The organism is Stenotrophomonas sp. TWI819 (genome assembly GCF_039673075.1).
GTDB lineage: Bacteria > Pseudomonadota > Gammaproteobacteria > Xanthomonadales > Xanthomonadaceae > Stenotrophomonas > Stenotrophomonas rhizophila_B.
The window spans coordinates 71,299-88,858 of the sequence record NZ_JBDJKY010000003.1; the positions used below are offsets into that span (position 1 = coordinate 71,299).

The following is a 17,560-nucleotide window of genomic DNA, read 5'->3' on the forward strand; positions in this document are numbered from 1 at the left end:
GTCTCTCCAGGCGCGGCGGAAGGTGGGTCGAGCGGGGGACCGTGTCGAGAGCACCGGCGGCCCGGAGAGGCCCGCTTTTCCGCGCGCGGACCACACGCGTACGGCCGTGCACAAAAAAGGCCCCCTGTCACCAGGGGGCCTTCGGTAGTTCACAGGAACACGTGACGCTTACGACGTCATGCGATCCCAGAAGCCCTTCACGCCATCGATGAACGTCGCCGACTTCGGCGAATGCTTGCGCGCTTCCTCACCGGTGAAGGTGGTTTCGAACTGTTCCAGCAGCTTGCGCTGCTCCGGGGTGAGGTTGACCGGGGTCTCCACCACCACGCGGCAATACAGGTCGCCTTCGCTGCGGCTGCGCACCGAACGCACGCCCTTGCCCCGCATGCGGAACAGCTTGCCGGTCTGGGTCTCGGCCGGGATGCGGATCTCGGCGTAACCGCCCAACGTTGCCACACGGACGGTATCGCCCAGGGCCGCCTGGGAAATGCGGATCGGCACTTCGCAGTGCAGGTCATCGCCGTCGCGCTGGAAGATCGCGTGCTCACGCACCCGCACTTCCACGTACAGATCGCCTGCCGGGGTACCGGCCGGACCGGCCTCGCCTTCACCGGACAGACGGATGCGGTCGCCGGTGTCGACGCCCGCAGGCACCTTGACCGACAACACTTTGTCTTCCTCGACACGGCCATTGCCGTGACAGGTCTTGCAGGGGTTCTGGATGATCTGGCCACGGCCGTTGCAGTGGTGGCAGGCCTGCTGCATCGCGAAGATGCCGCGCTGGATGCGCACCTGACCCTGGCCACGGCAGACCGAGCAGGTCTCGACCTTGCCATCTTCCGAACCGCTGGCATTGCAGTCGTCACACTCGACCAGACTCGGAATCTCGATGCGGCGCTCCACGCCCATCACCGCTTCTTCCAGGTCCAGCTCCATCACGTAGCCGATATCGGCACCACGACGGGCCTGGCGCGGACCACCACCGCCGGCGCCACCGCCGAAGATGTTGCCGAAGATGTCACCGAAGATATCGCCCATGTCCGGGCCACCCGGACCACCGCCACCGCCGCCCATGCCGTGCTCGAACGCGGCGTGGCCGTGGGCATCGTACATCCGGCGCTTGTTGCCATCGGACAGGGTTTCGTAGGCTTCCTTGCATTCCTTGAAGGCGGCCTCGGCCTCGTTGTCACCCGGATTGCGGTCCGGATGGAACTTCATCGCACAACGGCGATAGGCCTTCTTCAGTTCTTCATCGCTGGCGGTGCGGGACACGCTCAGCACTTCGTAGTAATCGCGCTTGCTCATAACTTGAATCGGGTTCCGGAAGTCGGGATTCGTCAAAGCGGAAGAGCGGCACCAGGTCCGCTCTTTCGCCGGGCGCCCCGACAGGCCGGGATACGGCTGTCAGGACCAGAAGGGGGATATGACAACGGGACGTTGCCTGCGCAACGTCCCGTGTCGTGTCCGGATCAGGACTTCTTGTCGTCCTTGACTTCGGTGAACTCGGCGTCGACCACATCGTCGTGCGCGCCGCTGTTTCCACCGGCGTCCGGGCCCGGTGCCGCGCCGCCCTGCTCGGCTGCCGCGGAGGCCGCGAACAGTGCCTGGCCGGCTTCTTCCAGCACCTTCGACTTGGCTTCGATCTGTGCCTTGTCGTCGCTCTTCATCGCGGTTTCCAGATCGGCCAGGGCCGACTCCACCTTGCCGATCACATCGCCACCGACCTTGCTGCCGTGCTCGGTGATCGCGGTACGGGTACCGTGGATCAGCGCATCAGCCTGGTTGCGGGCCTGGACCAGCTCATGGAACTTCTTGTCTTCTTCGCGGTTGGCTTCCGCATCGGCGACCATGCGTGCGATCTCGTCCTCGGACAGACCCGAACCGGCCTTGATCTCGACCTTCTGTTCCTTGTTGGTCTTCTTGTCCTTGGCCGACACGTGCAGGATGCCGTTGGCGTCGATGTCGAAGGACACTTCCACCTGCGGCAGGCCGCGCGGCGACGGCTCGATGCCGGAGAGGTCGAACTTGGCCAGCGACTTGTTGAAGCGGGCCTGCTCGCGCTCACCCTGCAGCACGTGCACGGTCACGGCCGACTGGTTGTCCTCGGCGGTGGAGAACACCTGCGAAGCCTTGGTCGGGATGGTGGTGTTCTTCTCGATGATCTTGGTGAACACGCCACCCAGGGTCTCGATGCCCAGCGACAGCGGGGTCACGTCCAGCAGCAGCACGTCCTTGACGTCGCCGCCCAGCACGCCGCCCTGGATCGCAGCACCCAGTGCCACGGCTTCGTCCGGGTTGACGTCCTTGCGCGGTTCCTTGCCGAAGAACTCGGTCACCGCCTGCTGCACCTTCGGCATGCGGGTCTGACCGCCGACCAGGATCACTTCACCGATGTCGCTCGAACGCAGGCCGGCATCGTTCAGCGCGATGCGGCACGGCTCGATCGACTTCTTGATCAGGTCTTCCACCAGCGCTTCCAGCTTGGCGCGGGTCAGCTTGATGTTGAGGTGCTTCGGGCCCGACGCGTCAGCGGTGACGTACGGCAGGTTCACTTCGGTCTGCTGGCTGGTGGACAGCTCGATCTTGGCGCGCTCGGCGGCGTCCTTCAGGCGCTGCAGGGCGAGCGGATCCTTGCGCAGGTCGATGCCCTGGTCCTTGTTGAACTCGTCGACGAGGTACTCGATGACGCGGTTGTCGAAGTCTTCGCCGCCCAGGAAGGTGTCACCGTTGGTGGCCAGCACTTCGAACTGCTTCTCACCGTCGACGTTGGCGATCTCGATGATCGACACGTCGAAGGTGCCGCCGCCCAGATCGTACACAACGATCTTGCGGTCACGGCCGTCACCCTTGTCCAGGCCATAGGCCAGGGCAGCAGCGGTCGGCTCGTTGATGATGCGCTTGACTTCCAGACCGGCGATGCGGCCGGCGTCCTTGGTGGCCTGGCGCTGGCTGTCATTGAAGTAAGCCGGCACGGTGATCACGGCCTCGGTGACGGTCTCACCCAGGAACGCTTCGGCGGTCTTCTTCATCTTCTCCAGCACGCGGGCGGAGATTTCCTGCGGGGCCATCTTCTTGCCGTCGCTGGTCTGGACCCAGGCGTCGCCGTTGTCATGGGCCAGGATGCCGTAGGGCACGTGCGCGATGTCCTTCTGGACTTCAGCGTCGGTGAACTTGCGGCCGATCAGGCGCTTGACAGCGTAGAAGGTGTTCTTCGGGTTGGTCACGGCCTGGCGCTTGGCCGAGGCGCCGACCAGGACTTCGCCGTCCTTGGTGTAGGCGACGATGGACGGCGTGGTGCGATCGCCTTCCGCGTTTTCGATGACGCGGGCCTTGCCGCCGTCCATGATCGCCACACACGAGTTGGTGGTGCCGAGGTCGATACCAATGATCTTGCCCATGAGGGAGACTCCTGAAAGTTCTGGGTACATCCGGCAGCTGCCGGGTTATGAATGGGATGTGTGGGACGCTGCGGACACTTTCAAGCCGTCCATCAAACACAGTGTTCGATGGCGACCCAACGCGTTCAGCGTCCGGCCGAGCCGCCGGGCCTGGCCCGGCGGACCGACCTGTGGCTCAGTCGCGGGCGACCACGACCAGCGCCGGCCGCAGCAGGCGGTCGTTGAGCAGGTAGCCCTTCTGGAACACCTGGACCACGCTGCCGGGCGCCGCGCCGGGCGCGTCGACCTGGCTGATGGCCTGGTGGTGGTCCGGGTTGAAGGTCTGGCCGGTCGGGTCGAGCAGGGTCAGGCCATTGTCGGCGGCGACCTTGAGCAGCTGCTTGTAGGTCAGTTCGAGACCTTCGCGCAGCGGGCTCGGCTCGCTGCCGGCGGCATTGAGGCCGGCATCGAGGCTGTCGAACACCGGCAGCAGCTCGCCGAGCAGCTTCTCATTGGCGAAGCGGCGCGCCTGTTCCACGTCGCGGGCAACGCGCTTGCGCTGGTTGTCCAGGTCGGCGCGTTCGCGCAGCGACTCCGAACGCAGCAGGGCCAGCTCGTTGTGCAGGCTGTCCAGCTGCTGCTGCAGGGACGGCTCAGCGGCCGGCTCGCCGGCGGGATTCTGGGATGCGATATCGGGCTGATCTTGGTTCATTTCCGGATCCTTGGCGGTGACTCTCCGCCTCCACCCACCCCTATGTGGGCGCGGCTACGGGATTCAAGAGTCCAGGGCCGCTTTATGCGCGATCGCGGGACAATCCGCCGCCAGCGGGCGAGCCCAGCGCGGCCCCCAGCACCTGGGCGGTGGCTTCCACCAGCGGGATCATGCGGTCGTAGGCCATCCGCTTGGGGCCGATGACCCCCAGCACGCCCAGCACCTGGCCGTCGGCCGAGTACGGGGCGGTGACCAGCGAGACGCTTTCCAGCGGCATCACCCCTGTCTCCTCGCCGATGAAGATGCGCACCCCCGGGGCCTGGATGGTGCGCTCGAGCAGCTGCAGGATCTCGCGCTTGCTGGCGAACACATCGAACAGCTCGCGCAGGCGCTCCAGATCGGACAGGTCCTGCACGCCCATCAGCCGGGTCTGCCCGGCCAGCACCATGTCATCGGCCGGCGGCACCATCGCCTGCTCGGCCAGTTCGATGCTGTGCGCCAGCAACTGCTCCATTTCCGACTGCGCATCGCGCAGCTCCAGCAGCAGCCGGGCCCGGATCTCGGCCAGCGGCCGACCGGCGCAGTTCGCATTGAGGTAGTTGGCGACCTGCTCCAGCTCCCCGGGATTGAACCCGCGGCGAGGCTCGATCACCCGGTTCTGCACCTCGTTGTCGGCGAACACCAGGATCGCCAGCACCCGGCGCGCGTCCAGTGCCACGAAATCGATATGCCGGAACGCGAACTGCTCCCGGCGCGGGGCGCTGACCACCCCGACGAAATGGCTCATCGCCGAAAGCAGCTCCGAGGCACTGCCGAGCAGGGCCTGGGTGCCGGTGCCGGTGGCCAGCTCGGTGCGCAGGCGGCTGAGCTCGCCCTCGCCCGGCGGCTGCATCTTGACCAGGCTGTCCACGAACACCCGGTAGCCGTGCGCGGTCGGCACCCGGCCGGCCGAGGTGTGCGGCGAGCTGAGCAGCCCCAGGTCCTCCAGGTCGCCCAGGATGTTGCGGATCGTGGCCGGGCTGACGTCCAGGCCAGCATGCCGGGCAAGCGTCTGCGAGCCGACCGGTTCGCCATCCTGGATGTGGCGCGCGATCAGCGTCCGCAGCAGATGGCGGGCACGCGGGGCGAGATGGGACGTGGAAGGATGCATGGAATCAGCCTGTGAGACGCCCACTTAGATAATGGCTGCACGGGGCGTTGGCAAGTCATTGGAGACGCCCCCCGCCCATGCTAGCGTGCGCGGCTTGGAGACGCCCCTCGTGTACAACGTAGACCATGCTTAGACATCTATCGATCAAGGATTTCGCGGTCGTCCGCGCCACCGAGCTGGAATTCGGCGCCGGCATGACCGTGGTCTCAGGTGAAACCGGCGCGGGCAAGTCGCTGATGGTGGACGCGCTGGGCTTTTTGTCCGGGCTGCGCGCCGACAGCGGCGTGGTCCGCCACGGTGCCGCGCGCGCCGAGCTCTCGGCCGAATTCGCGCCGCTGGCCGACGCCCCTGCCCGCCAGTGGCTGCGCGACAACGAGCTGGACGACGAAGAACAGTGTCAGTTGCGACGGGTGATCCGCGCCGACGGTGGCTCGCGCGCCTTCATCAACGGCCGCCCGGTGACGCTGACCCAGCTGACCGAGTTGGCCAGCATGCTGGTCGAGATCCACGGGCAGCACGAACAGCAGGCCCTGCTCTCGCGCCCCTCGCAGCTCTCGCTGCTGGATGCCTTCGCCCGCAACGACGCCGAGCGCGCCCAGGTCCGCCAGACCGCGGCACGCTGGCAGACGCTGGTCGATGAAGCCGAGGCGCTGTCGCGCCAGGGCGACGTGAGCGACCGGATCGGCTATCTGGAACACCAGCTCAGCGAGCTCAAGCGCGAAGACTTGGACCCGGCCTCGATCGCCACCCTGGGCAGCAGCCACCGCCGCCAGGCCCATGCCAGCGCGCTGATCGGCGCCTGCGACGTGGCGGTCAGCCGCCTCAACGGCGATGACGAGGTCTCGGTGCTGCAGCTGCTGCAGCAGACCCGCCATGACCTGGCCCGCGTGGCCGAACACGACAGCCGGCTCGGCGAGGTCGATGCCCTGCTCGACAGCGCCGCCATCCAGCTGGACGAAGCGCTGTCGTTGCTCGACCGCGTCCATGACGACCTCGATGCCGACCCGGAGCAGTTCGAGGATATCGAGCGCCGTCTTGGCCGCCTGCACGACCTCGCGCGCAAGCACCGCGTGCCGATGGAAGCGCTGGGCGAGCACCGCGACGCCATGGAGGCCGAAGTCGAGCAGCTGCGCGGTGCCGACGAGCGCCTGCAGGCCCTGGCCGGCGAGATCGACCGTGCCGCCGGCCAGTGGAAGACCGTGGCCGAGGTGCTCAGCGCCAGCCGCCGGAAGGCCGCCAAGGCCCTGTCGGATACCACCACCACCCTGATCGGCGAGCTGGGCATGGGCGGCGGTCAGTTCCTGATCGATATCGAGCCGCAGACCGTGGTCAAGCCGGACCCGAACGGGGCCGAACGGGTCGAGTTCCTGGTCGCCGCCAACGCCGGCCAGCCGCCGCGCGCCCTGCGCAAGGTCGCCTCGGGCGGTGAACTGTCCCGTATCTCACTGGCGATCGAAGTCGCCGCGCTGGGCCTGGATGCGGTGCCGACCATGGTCTTCGACGAAGTCGATTCGGGCATCGGTGGCGCCGTGGCCGACATCGTCGGGCAGAAGCTGCGCGCCTTGGGCGAGAAGCGTCAGGTGCTGTGCGTCACCCATCTGCCGCAGGTCGCCTCCAAGGGCCACGCCCACTACCGGGTCAGCAAGGCGCCGGTGGACGGCATGACCCAGAGCGCGGTCGAAAAGCTCGATACCAAGGCCCGCGAGGAAGAACTCGCCCGGATGCTGGGCGGCGTGGAAGTCAGCAAGGAAGCCCGGGCCGCGGCGCGCAAGCTGCTCCAGGTGTGACAGGTAGTGCCGGCCGCTGGCCGGCGCCCCGCCCGAACCGGCGCCTCACCCTGAAAACAAAAACCCCGGGCATGCCCGGGGTTTTTTGATCGCATCCGGGCGGCCTGCAGGCCGTTACCGACGCTTCTTGCGGACGTACAGCACCAGCGAGTGCTCTTCCAGCTCGTAGCCGTGGTCAGCCGCGATCTTGCGCTGCAGCTCCTCGATCTCGTGGCTTTCGAACTCGATGATCTTGCCGCTGTCCACATCGACCATGTGGTCGTGGTGACCACCGCGGTCCAGCTCGTAGACGGCCTGACCGCCTTCGAAGTTGTGCTTCAGCACCAGGCCGGCGGCCTCGAACTGGGTCAGCACCCGGTACACCGTGGCCAGGCCGATCTCGTCGCCGTGCTCCAGGAGCTGACGGTAGATGTCTTCGGCGGTCATGTGGTGGCTGGCGTTGCGCTGCTCGAGCAGCGCCAGGATCCGCATACGCGGATGGGTCACCTTGAGGCCGACTTTGCGCAGGTCGTGGGTTTCCATACTTCTCCGTTCATTGGCGATTTAGCGCCAGCTGCCTCGGATTGGGTCGCGGCGACACGTCAGGAGTGTATCATCGACTCGATTTCCCCAAACGCCATTCCCCGATGCGCAATCTCCTGCTGGTCGCCGCCGTTGCCCTGTCCACCACGGGCTGCGGCATCATTTACAAGCAACCCATCTATCAGGGCAACCTGATCCGGGAGCAGGCCGTCGGTCAGCTGCAGGTGGGCCAGAGCAAGCAGCAGGTTGGTGCCCTGCTTGGTACGCCCTCCATCGCGGACCCGTTCCACGCCCAGCGCTGGGACTACACCGCCAGCCAGCGCGTCAACCGCGTAGGCAAGACGGAAGTGAAGAACTTCACCGTCTACTTCGAAAACGACGCGGTCACCCGTTGGGACGGCGAGTACTTCGCCAGCGACGACGCCGAGCTGGCCCGCAGCACGCTGCGCCAGTTCGGCCGCAACCTGCCCAAGGACAAGAAGAAGCGCGGCCGCTGAGGCCCGCCTTCTTCACTCAGCTGCCGGCGCGTGCGCGCCGGCGGCGGTTGTCTTTCGGGTCGGCCAGCAGCGGACGCAGCAGCTCGACCCGGTCGCCCTCGCGCAAGATCTGATCCGGCTTGGCCAGCAGGCCATGCACGGCCACGGCCGGGCATTGCACGCTGCCGTCAATGGCCGCCGCTTCGATGGCATCGGCGACCGTGGCCCCTTCGGGCAAGGTCAAACGCCGGGTATCAGCCCGATCGGGCCAGGCCAGCACCACCTCGACCGTGATCACGGCTCAGTCCTGGGCGTCGGCGACGCGGACGAAATCATTCACCATGCGGTCGGCCAGCCCCTGGAAACCCAGCGCCAAGGCCGGACCCAGCAGGCGTGAGGTCGGTTCGAACTCCAGCGTCAGCGTGACCTTGCAGGCGTCCTCGGCCAGCGCGTGGAACTCCCAGCGCCCGTGCAGGCGCTTGAACGGCCCGTCCTTGAGCTGCATATCAATGCTGTGCGGGCGCTGCAGCGTGTTCTCGGTCATGAACCAGGTCGAGAACGACCCAAAGCCCAGGTCCAGGCGCGCGACCAGGCGGTCCGGGCCGGACTCCAGGATCTGCGAGGCCGAACACCAGCGGAAGCGGCGCGGATAAGCGTCAATATCATTGACCAGGTCGAACATACGGGCAGCCGAATGTTCGACCAGGGCACTACGTCGGATAGTTGGCATGCGATACAGATGTCGGATGAATCGACCGGGCGTGCCCGAATCGGAGACAATAGGGAAATGAGCAAGAACAGCGGCAAGGATAAAGCAAAGGGCGCGACGGCCAACAAAACCATCGCGCTCAACAAGCGTGCCCGTCACGAGTACCACATCGAGGATCGCTTCGAAGCCGGCCTGGCCCTGCAGGGCTGGGAGGTCAAGTCGATCCGCGCCGGGCGCGGCAACATCATCGATGCCTACGCCTACGTGCGCGATGGCGAGATTTTCCTGATCGGGGCGCAGATCACCCCGTTGATCCAGGCCTCCTCCCACATGGTGGCCAACGACCGTCGCGAGCGGAAGCTGCTTCTGCATCGCAGCGAGATCGACAAGCTGATCGGCAAGGTGCAGCGCGATGGCTACACGATCGTGCCCACCGCGATGTACTGGAGCAAGAACAACATCAAACTCGAGATCGCGCTGGCCAAGGGCAAGCAGACCCACGACAAGCGCGATGCCGAGAAGGACCGCGACTGGGCGCGCGAGAAGTCGCGCACCATGCGCCGGCACAACCGCGACGCCTGATGGCGCCGGCGTCGCCCGCCCCGGTTATCCAGCCGGCCAGCGCCGAGGACACCCGCGCGGTGTTCGCTGGTCTGCTGGCCTTCAACCAGGCCGCCAGTGGCGACGCCCTGGACGACCAGCCGGTCAACCGGGTGATCCACGATGACGCCGGCCAGGTCGTGGCCGGGATCGCCGCCGATGTCTGTGGCGGCTGGCTGATGGTGCATGCGCTGTGGGTCGACGATACCCGCCGCGGCGAAGGCCTGGGCCAGGCGCTGCTGGCCGATGCCGAACAACAGGCGCGCACGCTCGGCGCACACGCCGTGACGCTGGATACCTTCTCCTGGCAGGCCGAGGGCTTCTATCTCAAGCAGGGCTATGAGGTGTTCGGCCGGCTGCAGGCGTTTCCGCCCGGGCATCAGCGCCTGTACCTGCGCAAGCCGCTCTGACTCTCCGGGTCAGACCGCCTCGGCATCCCCGTCCGGGCAATAGGCGTCATGCAGCGCCGCCAGCACACCCAGTGCCGGGGAGTCGGCCAACGCATAGAAAATCGTCTGCGCCTCGCGCCGCGTGGTCACCAACGCCATCCCACGCAGGACGGCCAGGTGCTGGGACAGCGCCGACAGGCCCAGTCCACTGAGCGGCTGCAGCTCCCCTACAGACGCCTCGCCTTCTACCAACCGACACAGCACCCGCAGCCGCGCGGGGTGCGCCAGCGCCTTGAGCAGCGCGGCGGCTTGGCCAGCCTGGGCGGCCATCTCCGCAGCGCGGGAGGCTGAAGGCGGGTGTCTGGTCGGATTTGAGTCACGCATGGCTTGCACTTTACCTGAGACATCCCTAATTTAGATTTATCTAAATTAAAGGACTGGCCCATGCCATATCAGTACCGTCCTGCCACCGCAGGCTATCAGCCATGACGCCTTACTGGGTGACCCCTTTGGCTGGCGGGGTGTTGATCGGCCTTGCCGCCACCGCACTGCTCTGGCTCAACGGCCGCATCGCTGGCATCAGCGGCATCACCGCGGGCGCCTTGTTCCCGAAACGTGGCGAGACGGCGTGGCGCTATGCATTTCTGCTGGGGTTGATCGCGGCGGGTGCACTTGCGCTGCACTGGCTGCCCTCCGCCGCGCCCTCACGCACCGGCTTTGCGCCGGTACTGCTGATCGCAGGCGGCCTGCTGGTGGGCTTCGGCACCCGGCTTTGCGGCGGCTGCACCAGCGGCCATGGCGTCTGCGGCTTGGGTCGCCTGTCCTTGCGTTCGCTGGTCGCCGTGGGGGTGTTCATGGTCACCGCGATACTGACCACCTTCATCGTGCGCCATCTCGCGGGGATCGCATGAGCCGACAGATCCTCGTCGCGCTCGCTGCGGGCGCTCTGTTCGGTCTCGGCCTGGCAGTCTCGGGCATGACCGATCCGCTGCGCATCCTCGGTTTCCTGGATGTCACCGGCGCGTTCGACCCGTCCCTGCTGTTCGTGCTCGGCGGCGCCGTCGCCACCACCGTGCTGCTGTTCCGGTTCGTACTGCGCGCGCCGCGGCCGCGCCTGGCCGATCAGTTCCATCTCAGCGATAGCCAACGGATCGACACCCGCCTGCTCGGCGGCGCAGCGTTGTTCGGCATCGGCTGGGGCTTGGCGGGCTATTGCCCCGGGCCGGCGCTGGTCGGTCTCGGCTATGGGGCCCACGAAGTCCTTTGGTTCGTGCCGGCGATGCTCGTTGGCATGGCAGTGCACCGGGGGTGGGAACGTCAAGCTCAGCGCGCGTCGTCCACCTGATACGGTCGCATCTCCACCGGCGGCGGGTCCACGCCGTGCTTCTGGCGGTACAACGCATTGAGATGCAGATTCAGATGCAGCGCCTCGGCCTCGGCCAACAGGCGCTGCTCGCTGGTCAGTCGCCCACCCAGCATCATTTCCCGGTGCAGCGCTGCGGTGAGGTCGCCGCGCATTTCGGCCACGCGGGATATCGCGTAGGCCTCGGGAATCCCGGCCGCATTGGCGCCCGCCTTCCAGGACGACAGCAGACTCAGCGCGAACAGGTCGCCCTCCGCGCCGGAAGCCAGCAAACGGCTTTCAGCCGTCGGATCGGCGCCCAGCCGCCGCGCATGGAGCATCGTGGCCGCCACCGCGTCGCCTGCCCGTGCCGCCTGGTCGAGCTCGGCGTCGGAGGCCTGCTGATAGCGGGTCCATTGCGCGCCATTGGGGAAGCCGTGCTGGTCGAGCCAGCGCCGCTCCTCCGGGTGACCGCTGCTGAAGGGGTCCTGGGCGATATCCAGGCTCTCCCGTGTGCGGGCGAGATCGGGAAAGGGGTGCGGCGGTCTGGTCGAGGCGGTCGGCGCCGCTTCAACCGAAGGCGTGGCCGCCTGTCCGCTCGGTTTCGCCGCCTGCTCTGCCCCGGCCGGCGCCTGCGCACCCGACGTCGACCGCCAAACGCTGGCTGCCCCGAGCATTGCCGCCGCCAGCATCGCCATTGCGATCCACACCTGCCTCTTCAACGCGCCGTCCTTGTCTGTAACCACTCTTCCGGGGCCGGATTGTAGTCCGCCGGTGCGCCAGGGCGCCCGCACCGCCTGACCCGCGGACGCCAGCGGGATAACGATCTTTCCCCGCCAACCCCGCACAGCTGTCAGAATCCCCGCATTGATACGGAAAGGATCCGCGCGTGACTCTCGAAACTACCCCGGCACCCGCACTGGCGGCGGACGAACTGACCACCCTGCGCGCCGACGTGGCGGCGCTGGAGTTCATCTTTGACGAACTCGCCCGCGCCATGGACCCGGCCGCGCTGCTCAAGGTGCTGACCTACCTGATCCGCAACGCCAAGCGCGTCGCCTCGGAAACCCAGAGCTACGACAGCCTGGAGCACCGCCGCCTGGTCGCCCAGGTGGAATCGCTGATGGCTCGGGTTGAGCCGCAAGCGAAGAAGCAGGCCATGACCGTGCGCAACGAGCACAATCGCCTGAAGAAGGAAAAGGCCCGCCACAAGGCCGACAGCCGCCGCCAGCTGCAGAAGTAAGGCGCAGAGGGCCAAGGTGACTGTTCAGCTGGATTGGAGTAGCATCCACTCCGTCAAGTAGAGTTCCGGTGCTCTTTTCCGGATGACGTGCGGTTCTTGAAGAAACCGGGGGTGCATTGGTTTCGACGGGGGTTGTGAAGTTACTTGGTGCATGCCGAGGGGGCAGCTTTCCTCGTTAATCCAGCAGCAAACTTTTAGTTGCCAACGACGACAACTACGGTTCGAACGACTTCGCAATCGCTGCCTAAAAACAGCTTTAGCGTTTAGTTCTACAGCCGCCTTAGGCGAACCCCCGAACCTACTTGTGCCCGTGCTCGTAGATGTAGGGTCATTATCACGGAACCGGTTGTGATGGCTGCCTGTCAGTCACGACTTAACTAAAGCAGGCTGGTCCTGGGGTGCGCTTTGCACACCGTGCTGCCACAGGATGAGATCTAACGGTGAGCTAAGCATGTAGTACCGGGGATGGAGTGCCTTCGGACGGCGGTTCAATTCCGCCCACCTCCACCAATTAGCCGTTTCGACGGTGCATCAGAGGCTGGAACCCTAGAGAAATCGAAGGTCCCGGCCTTTTTTGTGCCCGTCTTCCGCATCCGACGCAGCCGCTCAGCCTCTCACGGCAACGTAAATTTCCGTGCCATCCGCAGCGGCCACACCGAAGTGAACTGCGCACCGCCCACCAGCCGGTACGCCGCGGATACGCTGTGCAGCACGCCCAGCGCCTCCAGCACATCTTTGGTCTTCCGGAACGTCGGGCGCGGATCCGCAGTGAACATGAAGAGATTGATCTCTTTCGCGCTGACGTCGTAGCCGTCCAGCGTGGCGGCCTTGCCGAGCGCGGTGGTCAGTTCGGCCTCCAGCGTGGCCAAAAAGGCCTCGTCGTCCAGCGACTTTCGCCAAAACTTGATCACAAGCTGGTAATCCATCAGGCGTTTCCGTCGTTCAAGAAGTGAACCGCCAAGGGTACCCGCATGGCAGGCATCACGCTGTCTTTGAAGCGGCGGCAATCGTCTGCGCCAGCCGGTCGGCAATGGCCTGCCGCACCTCCGGCGCCAGCCGCGAGCGCGATAGCGCTTCGAACACCCACATGCCGTCGGCGGCGAGCTTGGCGATGAACAGGTCCAGCGCACCCGGATCGCTCAGGTCCTGCGGCGTGGGCGGCGACCAGCGCTCGACCACTGCGGTCCACGGCTGCATGTTCTCGTCGGTGGCGGCCGCATCGAACATCAGCTGCAGCTCGGCCCGGCTCGCGGTCTGGGCACAGGTGAGTGCGTAGGCCTGGTAGCGTTCAGTCGCAGCCGCGGCCTCGCCCGGCTTGCCGGCCGCATCGATCATGCTCGCCTCCCACACGCCGGCCAGGTGCTGGTGGATGCCCTGCAGCAGCGCATCGCGCGAGGGGAAGTGGTACAGCAGCCCGCCCCGGGCGATGCCGGATTCGCTGGCGACCGCTTCAAAGGTCAGTGCGGTGATGCCGTCGCGTTCGATCACGCGGACGGCGGCATCCAGGATGTTGGTTCGGTTGCTCGGGCGCATGGGTCAGTGGGCGTGGGAGACGGTGGTGGCCGTGCCGGGGCCATGGCGGCGCAGCAGCACGCCGGTGGTGACGGTGCCGACCAGCAGCACCCCGGCAATCACATACAGTACCCAAACGTAGCTGGCGTCGTACGCGGTGCTGGCCGCCGCCAGCCACCCGGCATCGCCACCCGGTTGCGCGGCCAGCGCGAGTGCCTGCTGGATGCTCTCGCCTGCGGCCGGGTCCACGCCGTCCGGCAGCGTCACGGTGGCCGAGTACAGCGCGGCGATCAGGCTGCCCAGCAGGGACACCGCGAACAGGCTGCCGAACTCATAGGACACCTCCTCCACCGAGGAGGCCATGCCAGCGCGGTGCGGGGGCACGTTGCCGATGATCGCGGTGGAAGCCACGGAGATGGTGGCGCCCATGCCCAGCCCGGTCAGCAGCAGCCCGGCGAGGGTCCAGCCGAGCTGGCCGCCAAAGGTGGCCGCGACCAGCACCACACCGGCGGTGCCCACGCCCAGCCCACCGGTGATCAGCGGCAACAGCCCGACGCGGTGCAGGAACATGCCGCCGAAAATGGCGCTGGGCAGGCACCCGATCGCCACCACGGACACCAGCAGGCCCGCCTGCAAGGGGGTGTAGTCGGCGACCAGTTGGAAGCGCTGGGTGGTCAGCAATTGCAGGCCGGCGATGGCAAACATCGCAAACGCCGCCGAGAGCACGCCGGCCAGGAACGGCGCATTGCGGAAGATGGCCACGTCGAGCATCGGATACGGCAGGCGGCGCTGGCGGCGCAGGAACAGCACCAGCCCCACGACGAAGATCAGCGCCGCGCCGGCTGCCAGCACCCCGTTCGGCGGCGCATGCGCGACCTCCTTGATCGCCACCACCAGCCCGGACAAGGCGACCAGGCTGAGCAGCGAGGAGATCAGATCCCACGGCTTGCCTGCATCGGGCGTGCCGTGCGGGGCGAACAGCACCGCCCCGACCATGGCCAGCAGCACGATCGGCACATTGATCAGGAACACCGCGCCCCACCAGAAGTGCGCCAGCACCACGCCGCCGACGATCGGGCCGATGGCGCTGCCGATGATGGAGATACAGCCCCACACCGCGATGGCCAGGTTGCGCTCGCGCTCGTCTTCGAAGGTCAGGCTGATGAGCGCCAAGGTGGCGGGCATCATCGCCGCCGCGCCCACGGCCAACAGCGCGCGGGCGGCGATCAGCAGATTGGCATCCGGCGCGAACGCGGCCAGCAGCGAGGCGATGCCGAAGATCGCCAGGCCGATCAGGAACATGCGGCGGTGCCCCAGGCGATCGCCCAGCGTACCGGCACCCAGCAGCAGGCCAGCCATCACCAGGGGATAAGCGTTGATGATCCACAGGCCCTGCAGCGGGGTCGCGCCCAGTTCCTTGGTCAGCGTGGGCAAGGCGGTGTAGAGCACCGAGTTGTCGAGGGTGATCAGCAACAGGCCGGCGGCTACGGTGAGCAGCAGGCTCCAGCGCTGGGTCTTGGTCGGGGTCATGGGGCGTCAGGGGGGGACAAACGGGATCGTAACTATACAGGACGTCCTGTTTTGTTTGACCCGTGTACCCCCGACGCGTTCAGCCTGCGGCGACGCACCGTGTGCGCACTGCGCGCTGGCCGCTGCGCCGCCCCAACTGCGTTTACCTCATTGCAGGGGGCTCACCCGGGCAGGCAGGCGCCTGCCCGGTATGGATTGTGTCGGGGGAACGCTATGGACGGACAGAAGGAGGCTTTTCGGCTGGCGCAGGCCGAATTGGCGCAGTGCTGGGCAGGCGGGATGTCAGCCGCTGAGCGCTGGGCGGTGTATGACGCGATCCACGATCGACTGATCGCGCAATGGCCTGCCGAAGCCCATCGCATCGTCGGCATGATGGTGATGTGGGTGACCGAGATCCGCGGCACCTGCCCGGCTCCGTATCGCACGGCAGATACGGGCATGAGTGACAGCGCGCTGCTGCGCGCGTGCCGTATCGATTCGTGAGGGGCTACGGCGCCGTCGGCTGGAACGGATCGGTATGGCCGGCCACTTCCATGTTGATGGCATTGATCAGGGCAGATACGGCAGTCGCCAGGCGGCGGCTGTCCGCGATGGAGCCGAAGAACAGAATCGAGGTGCCGTCGAGTTCGACACCGGCCAGGCCGAGTTCGCCCTTCAGCGCGGCCACCCGTTCGTCGAACAGCTTCAACCAGTGGGCATCGGGCACAACATCGAGCATGGCGACAATGGCCTCATCCGCGCCGTGATCGACAATGGTATGCAATGTCGGAACGTCAAAACCCAGCAGGCGCGGCACGCTGCTGTCCGGTACGGGGATGCTCATGCGGGCATGGTAGCCGGTACGCCGGGCCAGTGTTGGAAGACGTTCAGTCACACGCGCTTGACCCGTCGGCGGTGAACCGCGCAGCCTCGACAATTCCTTGATCGGGTCGCGCTCATGCTCAATACGAAACGCCCCTGTCAGGGGCCACCAAGGACATGCCATGACGCCGCTCCGCTCGCTGCTGCTGACCACCCTGCTCGCCCTGACGCCGATGCTGGCCACCGCGGCGGACAAGGTCACCACCACCCCCGTGCACTTCACCAAGGGCGCCAGCAGCGCCACCCTGCGCGGCACGGTGTCCGGCTATGACACCGTTCGGTACACGATCGCCGCACGGGCCGGCCAGACCATGGCAGTGACGATCGACGGCAGTCCGAACGCCAACTTCAATGTGTTTGCCCCCGGCGTGACGCCCGGCCAGGGTGAGGCACTGGGCAGCAACGACGAAAAGCGCCGCTGGAGCGGCACCCTGCCGACCACCGGCACCTATGTCGTGCAGGTCTACCAGATGCGTGCCCAGGCGCGTCGCAATGAAAAGGCACCGCACAGCCTGACGGTCGCGATCCGCTGAGCCCTGTCCCCGGCATCCTCGGCGGTGCTGGCTTCCCCCTCGCAAGGACCCCGGGATGGACTTCCTCAAACTGCTGCGGTCGCTGGAAGAGTTCCTCTACGAGCTGTGCACCTGGTTCCTGTTTTTCCCACGCACGCTGTACCGCGTGATCGTGTATCCGCGGCGGATGGCCCAGTACGTGGATACCGAGCTGAAGGAAAAACTGGACCGCCAGTTCGACGATGCGATCAGCCCGCCGATGTTCCTGATGCTGGCGGTGCTGGTCGCGCACGGGGTGGAGCTGATGCTGCACCAGCAGGTGGTCGGCACCGGGGCGTTGTCGCGCTCGATCTTCGGCAATGAAGAGAGCCTGCTGCTGTACCGCTCGATCACGTTCGCGATCTGGCCACTGGTGACCACCACGCACCTGTTGCGGCGCAAGCACGTGCCGATGACCCGCGAGTCGCTGCGCCGTCCCTTCTTCATGCAGTGCTACCTGACCGCACCGTTCGCGGTGGCCCTGTCCACCAGCATGGTGTTCGTGCGGCTGCCGGGCCAGCTGTCGACCACGCTGGGCATCGCGGTCGGTGTGCTCGCCGCGCTGTGGTGTGCGGTGGTCCAGGCCGGGTGGCTGAAGGTCGCGCTGCAGCGCTCGTGGCTCAACACGATCCTCTCGACCCTGTGGGTACTGGTACTCGGCGCTGCGATCAACATGACGATCGGCGTGATCCTGCTCTCGAGCTGAGGGCGACACTGCCGACCAACCGCCATGTCCCGCATATCCTTCCCCCGCCCTTCCATGCGACCCTTTGGGAACGTTTTCATGGAATGGAGGGAT

The 17,560-nt window shown here is 66.5% G+C and carries 23 protein-coding genes and 1 other RNA gene; 11 read left to right on the plus strand and 13 right to left on the minus strand.

The window, feature by feature from the left end:
- Positions 1–168: 168 nt before the first annotated feature.
- From dnaJ to hrcA, 4 genes are all read right to left on the minus strand, one after another.
- On the minus strand, positions 169–1,305 hold the full coding sequence (gene dnaJ, locus ABE463_RS05055) for a molecular chaperone DnaJ (protein WP_121042065.1): 1,137 nt from the start codon (positions 1,303–1,305) through the stop codon (positions 169–171).
- 164 nt (positions 1,306–1,469) lie between these two features.
- Positions 1,470–3,398: a molecular chaperone DnaK gene (dnaK, locus tag ABE463_RS05060; RefSeq protein ID WP_123729010.1), complete on the minus strand. Its 1,929-nt coding sequence runs from the start codon at positions 3,396–3,398 to the stop codon at positions 1,470–1,472.
- A gap of 175 nt (positions 3,399–3,573) precedes the next feature.
- On the minus strand, positions 3,574–4,089 hold the full coding sequence (gene grpE, locus ABE463_RS05065; RefSeq protein WP_259260392.1) for a nucleotide exchange factor GrpE: 516 nt from the start codon (positions 4,087–4,089) through the stop codon (positions 3,574–3,576).
- A gap of 82 nt (positions 4,090–4,171) precedes the next feature.
- The gene (hrcA, locus tag ABE463_RS05070) at positions 4,172–5,239 is read right to left on the minus strand and encodes a heat-inducible transcriptional repressor HrcA (protein WP_313218019.1); all 1,068 of its coding nucleotides are present in this window, start codon (positions 5,237–5,239) and stop codon (positions 4,172–4,174) included.
- A gap of 125 nt (positions 5,240–5,364) precedes the next feature.
- Here hrcA and recN point away from each other — a divergent pair, with 125 nt between their 5' ends.
- Positions 5,365–7,026, plus strand: coding sequence for a DNA repair protein RecN (recN, locus tag ABE463_RS05075; RefSeq protein ID WP_313218018.1), 1,662 nt, complete (start codon positions 5,365–5,367; stop codon positions 7,024–7,026).
- Positions 7,027–7,140: 114 nt separating this feature from the next.
- On the opposite strand, the gene fur is transcribed toward recN, so the two are convergent.
- On the minus strand, positions 7,141–7,548 hold the full coding sequence (gene fur, locus ABE463_RS05080; RefSeq protein ID WP_070470227.1) for a ferric iron uptake transcriptional regulator: 408 nt from the start codon (positions 7,546–7,548) through the stop codon (positions 7,141–7,143).
- A 104-nt stretch (positions 7,549–7,652) separates the two neighbouring features.
- On the opposite strand from fur, the gene bamE reads away from it, so the two are divergent.
- Positions 7,653–8,045, plus strand: coding sequence for an outer membrane protein assembly factor BamE (bamE, locus tag ABE463_RS05085; protein WP_123729007.1), 393 nt, complete (start codon positions 7,653–7,655; stop codon positions 8,043–8,045).
- A gap of 16 nt (positions 8,046–8,061) precedes the next feature.
- On the opposite strand, the gene ABE463_RS05090 is transcribed toward bamE, so the two are convergent.
- The gene (locus tag ABE463_RS05090; protein WP_346467453.1) at positions 8,062–8,322 is read right to left on the minus strand and encodes an RnfH family protein; all 261 of its coding nucleotides are present in this window, start codon (positions 8,320–8,322) and stop codon (positions 8,062–8,064) included.
- A 3-nt stretch (positions 8,323–8,325) separates the two neighbouring features.
- The gene (locus tag ABE463_RS05095) at positions 8,326–8,754 is read right to left on the minus strand and encodes a type II toxin-antitoxin system RatA family toxin (RefSeq protein WP_026069778.1); all 429 of its coding nucleotides are present in this window, start codon (positions 8,752–8,754) and stop codon (positions 8,326–8,328) included.
- Positions 8,755–8,811: 57 nt separating this feature from the next.
- Here ABE463_RS05095 and smpB point away from each other — a divergent pair, with 57 nt between their 5' ends.
- On the plus strand, positions 8,812–9,315 hold the full coding sequence (smpB, locus tag ABE463_RS05100) for an SsrA-binding protein SmpB (RefSeq protein WP_123729005.1): 504 nt from the start codon (positions 8,812–8,814) through the stop codon (positions 9,313–9,315).
- On the plus strand, positions 9,315–9,743 hold the full coding sequence (locus ABE463_RS05105; RefSeq protein ID WP_346467454.1) for a GNAT family N-acetyltransferase: 429 nt from the start codon (positions 9,315–9,317) through the stop codon (positions 9,741–9,743). The genes smpB and ABE463_RS05105 overlap by 1 nt, the downstream gene beginning before the upstream one ends.
- Before the next feature lie 9 nt (positions 9,744–9,752).
- On the opposite strand, the gene ABE463_RS05110 is transcribed toward ABE463_RS05105, so the two are convergent.
- Entirely contained in the window at positions 9,753–10,052 is a 300-nt protein-coding gene (locus tag ABE463_RS05110) for a metalloregulator ArsR/SmtB family transcription factor (RefSeq protein WP_259260386.1), read from the minus strand.
- A 155-nt stretch (positions 10,053–10,207) separates the two neighbouring features.
- On the opposite strand from ABE463_RS05110, the gene ABE463_RS05115 reads away from it, so the two are divergent.
- Positions 10,208–10,633: a YeeE/YedE family protein gene (locus ABE463_RS05115; protein ID WP_346467455.1), complete on the plus strand. Its 426-nt coding sequence runs from the start codon at positions 10,208–10,210 to the stop codon at positions 10,631–10,633.
- Positions 10,630–11,067, plus strand: coding sequence for a YeeE/YedE family protein (locus ABE463_RS05120; protein WP_346467456.1), 438 nt, complete (start codon positions 10,630–10,632; stop codon positions 11,065–11,067). Before ABE463_RS05115 ends, ABE463_RS05120 begins: the two co-directional genes overlap by 4 nt.
- On the opposite strand, the gene ABE463_RS05125 is transcribed toward ABE463_RS05120, so the two are convergent.
- Complete coding sequence (locus ABE463_RS05125) at positions 11,046–11,762, minus strand: hypothetical protein (protein WP_346467457.1); 717 nt, start codon at positions 11,760–11,762, stop codon at positions 11,046–11,048. The two genes, ABE463_RS05120 and ABE463_RS05125, sit on opposite strands and share 22 nt — an antisense overlap.
- Before the next feature lie 191 nt (positions 11,763–11,953).
- Between ABE463_RS05125 and ABE463_RS05130 the strand changes: the two genes are divergently transcribed.
- Complete coding sequence (locus ABE463_RS05130; protein WP_121042052.1) at positions 11,954–12,307, plus strand: hypothetical protein; 354 nt, start codon at positions 11,954–11,956, stop codon at positions 12,305–12,307.
- A 107-nt stretch (positions 12,308–12,414) separates the two neighbouring features.
- Positions 12,415–12,817: a transfer-messenger RNA gene (ssrA, locus tag ABE463_RS05135) on the plus strand.
- A 104-nt stretch (positions 12,818–12,921) separates the two neighbouring features.
- Here ssrA and ABE463_RS05140 read toward each other — a convergent pair.
- The 3 genes from ABE463_RS05140 to ABE463_RS05150 are packed head-to-tail and all read right to left on the minus strand — an operon-like array spanning position 12,922 to position 15,349.
- Entirely contained in the window at positions 12,922–13,233 is a 312-nt protein-coding gene (locus ABE463_RS05140; protein WP_346467458.1) for a hypothetical protein, read from the minus strand.
- Between the two features lie 55 nt (positions 13,234–13,288).
- Entirely contained in the window at positions 13,289–13,840 is a 552-nt protein-coding gene (locus ABE463_RS05145) for a TetR/AcrR family transcriptional regulator (RefSeq protein WP_346467459.1), read from the minus strand.
- A 3-nt stretch (positions 13,841–13,843) separates the two neighbouring features.
- Complete coding sequence (locus tag ABE463_RS05150; protein ID WP_346467460.1) at positions 13,844–15,349, minus strand: MFS transporter; 1,506 nt, start codon at positions 15,347–15,349, stop codon at positions 13,844–13,846.
- A gap of 279 nt (positions 15,350–15,628) precedes the next feature.
- On the opposite strand from ABE463_RS05150, the gene ABE463_RS05155 reads away from it, so the two are divergent.
- A complete protein-coding gene (locus ABE463_RS05155) occupies positions 15,629–15,832 on the plus strand; it encodes a hypothetical protein (protein ID WP_346467461.1) in 204 nt (67 codons plus the stop codon).
- 4 nt (positions 15,833–15,836) lie between these two features.
- Here ABE463_RS05155 and ABE463_RS05160 read toward each other — a convergent pair whose 3' ends face one another.
- On the minus strand, positions 15,837–16,334 hold the full coding sequence (locus ABE463_RS05160; RefSeq protein WP_346467462.1) for a hypothetical protein: 498 nt from the start codon (positions 16,332–16,334) through the stop codon (positions 15,837–15,839).
- On the opposite strand from ABE463_RS05160, the gene ABE463_RS05165 reads away from it, so the two are divergent.
- The gene (locus ABE463_RS05165) at positions 16,333–16,743 is read left to right on the plus strand and encodes a g-type lysozyme inhibitor (protein WP_123728997.1); all 411 of its coding nucleotides are present in this window, start codon (positions 16,333–16,335) and stop codon (positions 16,741–16,743) included. The genes ABE463_RS05160 and ABE463_RS05165 overlap by 2 nt on opposite strands.
- A 55-nt stretch (positions 16,744–16,798) precedes the next feature.
- On the plus strand, positions 16,799–17,467 hold the full coding sequence (locus ABE463_RS05170) for a hypothetical protein (protein WP_346467463.1): 669 nt from the start codon (positions 16,799–16,801) through the stop codon (positions 17,465–17,467).
- The last annotated feature ends 93 nt before the right edge of the window (positions 17,468–17,560 follow it).

What these genes read in the sequence shown, in the direction of transcription:
- ABE463_RS05150 (WP_346467460.1), bottom strand. Translation starts at nt 15,349, where the DNA reads ATGACCCCGACCAAGACCCAGCGCTGGAGCCTGCTGCTCACCGTAGCC.
- ABE463_RS05115 (WP_346467455.1), top strand. Translation starts at nt 10,208, where the DNA reads ATGACGCCTTACTGGGTGACCCCTTTGGCTGGCGGGGTGTTGATCGGC.
- dnaK (WP_123729010.1), bottom strand. Translation starts at nt 3,398, where the DNA reads ATGGGCAAGATCATTGGTATCGACCTCGGCACCACCAACTCGTGTGTG.
- dnaJ (WP_121042065.1), bottom strand. Translation starts at nt 1,305, where the DNA reads ATGAGCAAGCGCGATTACTACGAAGTGCTGAGCGTGTCCCGCACCGCC.
- ABE463_RS05145 (WP_346467459.1), bottom strand. Translation starts at nt 13,840, where the DNA reads ATGCGCCCGAGCAACCGAACCAACATCCTGGATGCCGCCGTCCGCGTG.
- ABE463_RS05120 (WP_346467456.1), top strand. Translation starts at nt 10,630, where the DNA reads ATGAGCCGACAGATCCTCGTCGCGCTCGCTGCGGGCGCTCTGTTCGGT.
- ABE463_RS05170 (WP_346467463.1), top strand. Translation starts at nt 16,799, where the DNA reads ATGGACTTCCTCAAACTGCTGCGGTCGCTGGAAGAGTTCCTCTACGAG.
- ABE463_RS05095 (WP_026069778.1), bottom strand. Translation starts at nt 8,754, where the DNA reads ATGCCAACTATCCGACGTAGTGCCCTGGTCGAACATTCGGCTGCCCGT.
- ABE463_RS05165 (WP_123728997.1), top strand. Translation starts at nt 16,333, where the DNA reads ATGACGCCGCTCCGCTCGCTGCTGCTGACCACCCTGCTCGCCCTGACG.
- ABE463_RS05160 (WP_346467462.1), bottom strand. Translation starts at nt 16,334, where the DNA reads ATGGCATGTCCTTGGTGGCCCCTGACAGGGGCGTTTCGTATTGAGCAT.
- smpB (WP_123729005.1), top strand. Translation starts at nt 8,812, where the DNA reads ATGAGCAAGAACAGCGGCAAGGATAAAGCAAAGGGCGCGACGGCCAAC.
- bamE (WP_123729007.1), top strand. Translation starts at nt 7,653, where the DNA reads ATGCGCAATCTCCTGCTGGTCGCCGCCGTTGCCCTGTCCACCACGGGC.
- ABE463_RS05105 (WP_346467454.1), top strand. Translation starts at nt 9,315, where the DNA reads ATGGCGCCGGCGTCGCCCGCCCCGGTTATCCAGCCGGCCAGCGCCGAG.
- ABE463_RS05140 (WP_346467458.1), bottom strand. Translation starts at nt 13,233, where the DNA reads ATGGATTACCAGCTTGTGATCAAGTTTTGGCGAAAGTCGCTGGACGAC.
- ABE463_RS05125 (WP_346467457.1), bottom strand. Translation starts at nt 11,762, where the DNA reads ATGGCGATGCTGGCGGCGGCAATGCTCGGGGCAGCCAGCGTTTGGCGG.
- ABE463_RS05110 (WP_259260386.1), bottom strand. Translation starts at nt 10,052, where the DNA reads ATGGCCGCCCAGGCTGGCCAAGCCGCCGCGCTGCTCAAGGCGCTGGCG.
- recN (WP_313218018.1), top strand. Translation starts at nt 5,365, where the DNA reads ATGCTTAGACATCTATCGATCAAGGATTTCGCGGTCGTCCGCGCCACC.
- ABE463_RS05155 (WP_346467461.1), top strand. Translation starts at nt 15,629, where the DNA reads ATGTCAGCCGCTGAGCGCTGGGCGGTGTATGACGCGATCCACGATCGA.
- hrcA (WP_313218019.1), bottom strand. Translation starts at nt 5,239, where the DNA reads ATGCATCCTTCCACGTCCCATCTCGCCCCGCGTGCCCGCCATCTGCTG.
- grpE (WP_259260392.1), bottom strand. Translation starts at nt 4,089, where the DNA reads ATGAACCAAGATCAGCCCGATATCGCATCCCAGAATCCCGCCGGCGAG.
- fur (WP_070470227.1), bottom strand. Translation starts at nt 7,548, where the DNA reads ATGGAAACCCACGACCTGCGCAAAGTCGGCCTCAAGGTGACCCATCCG.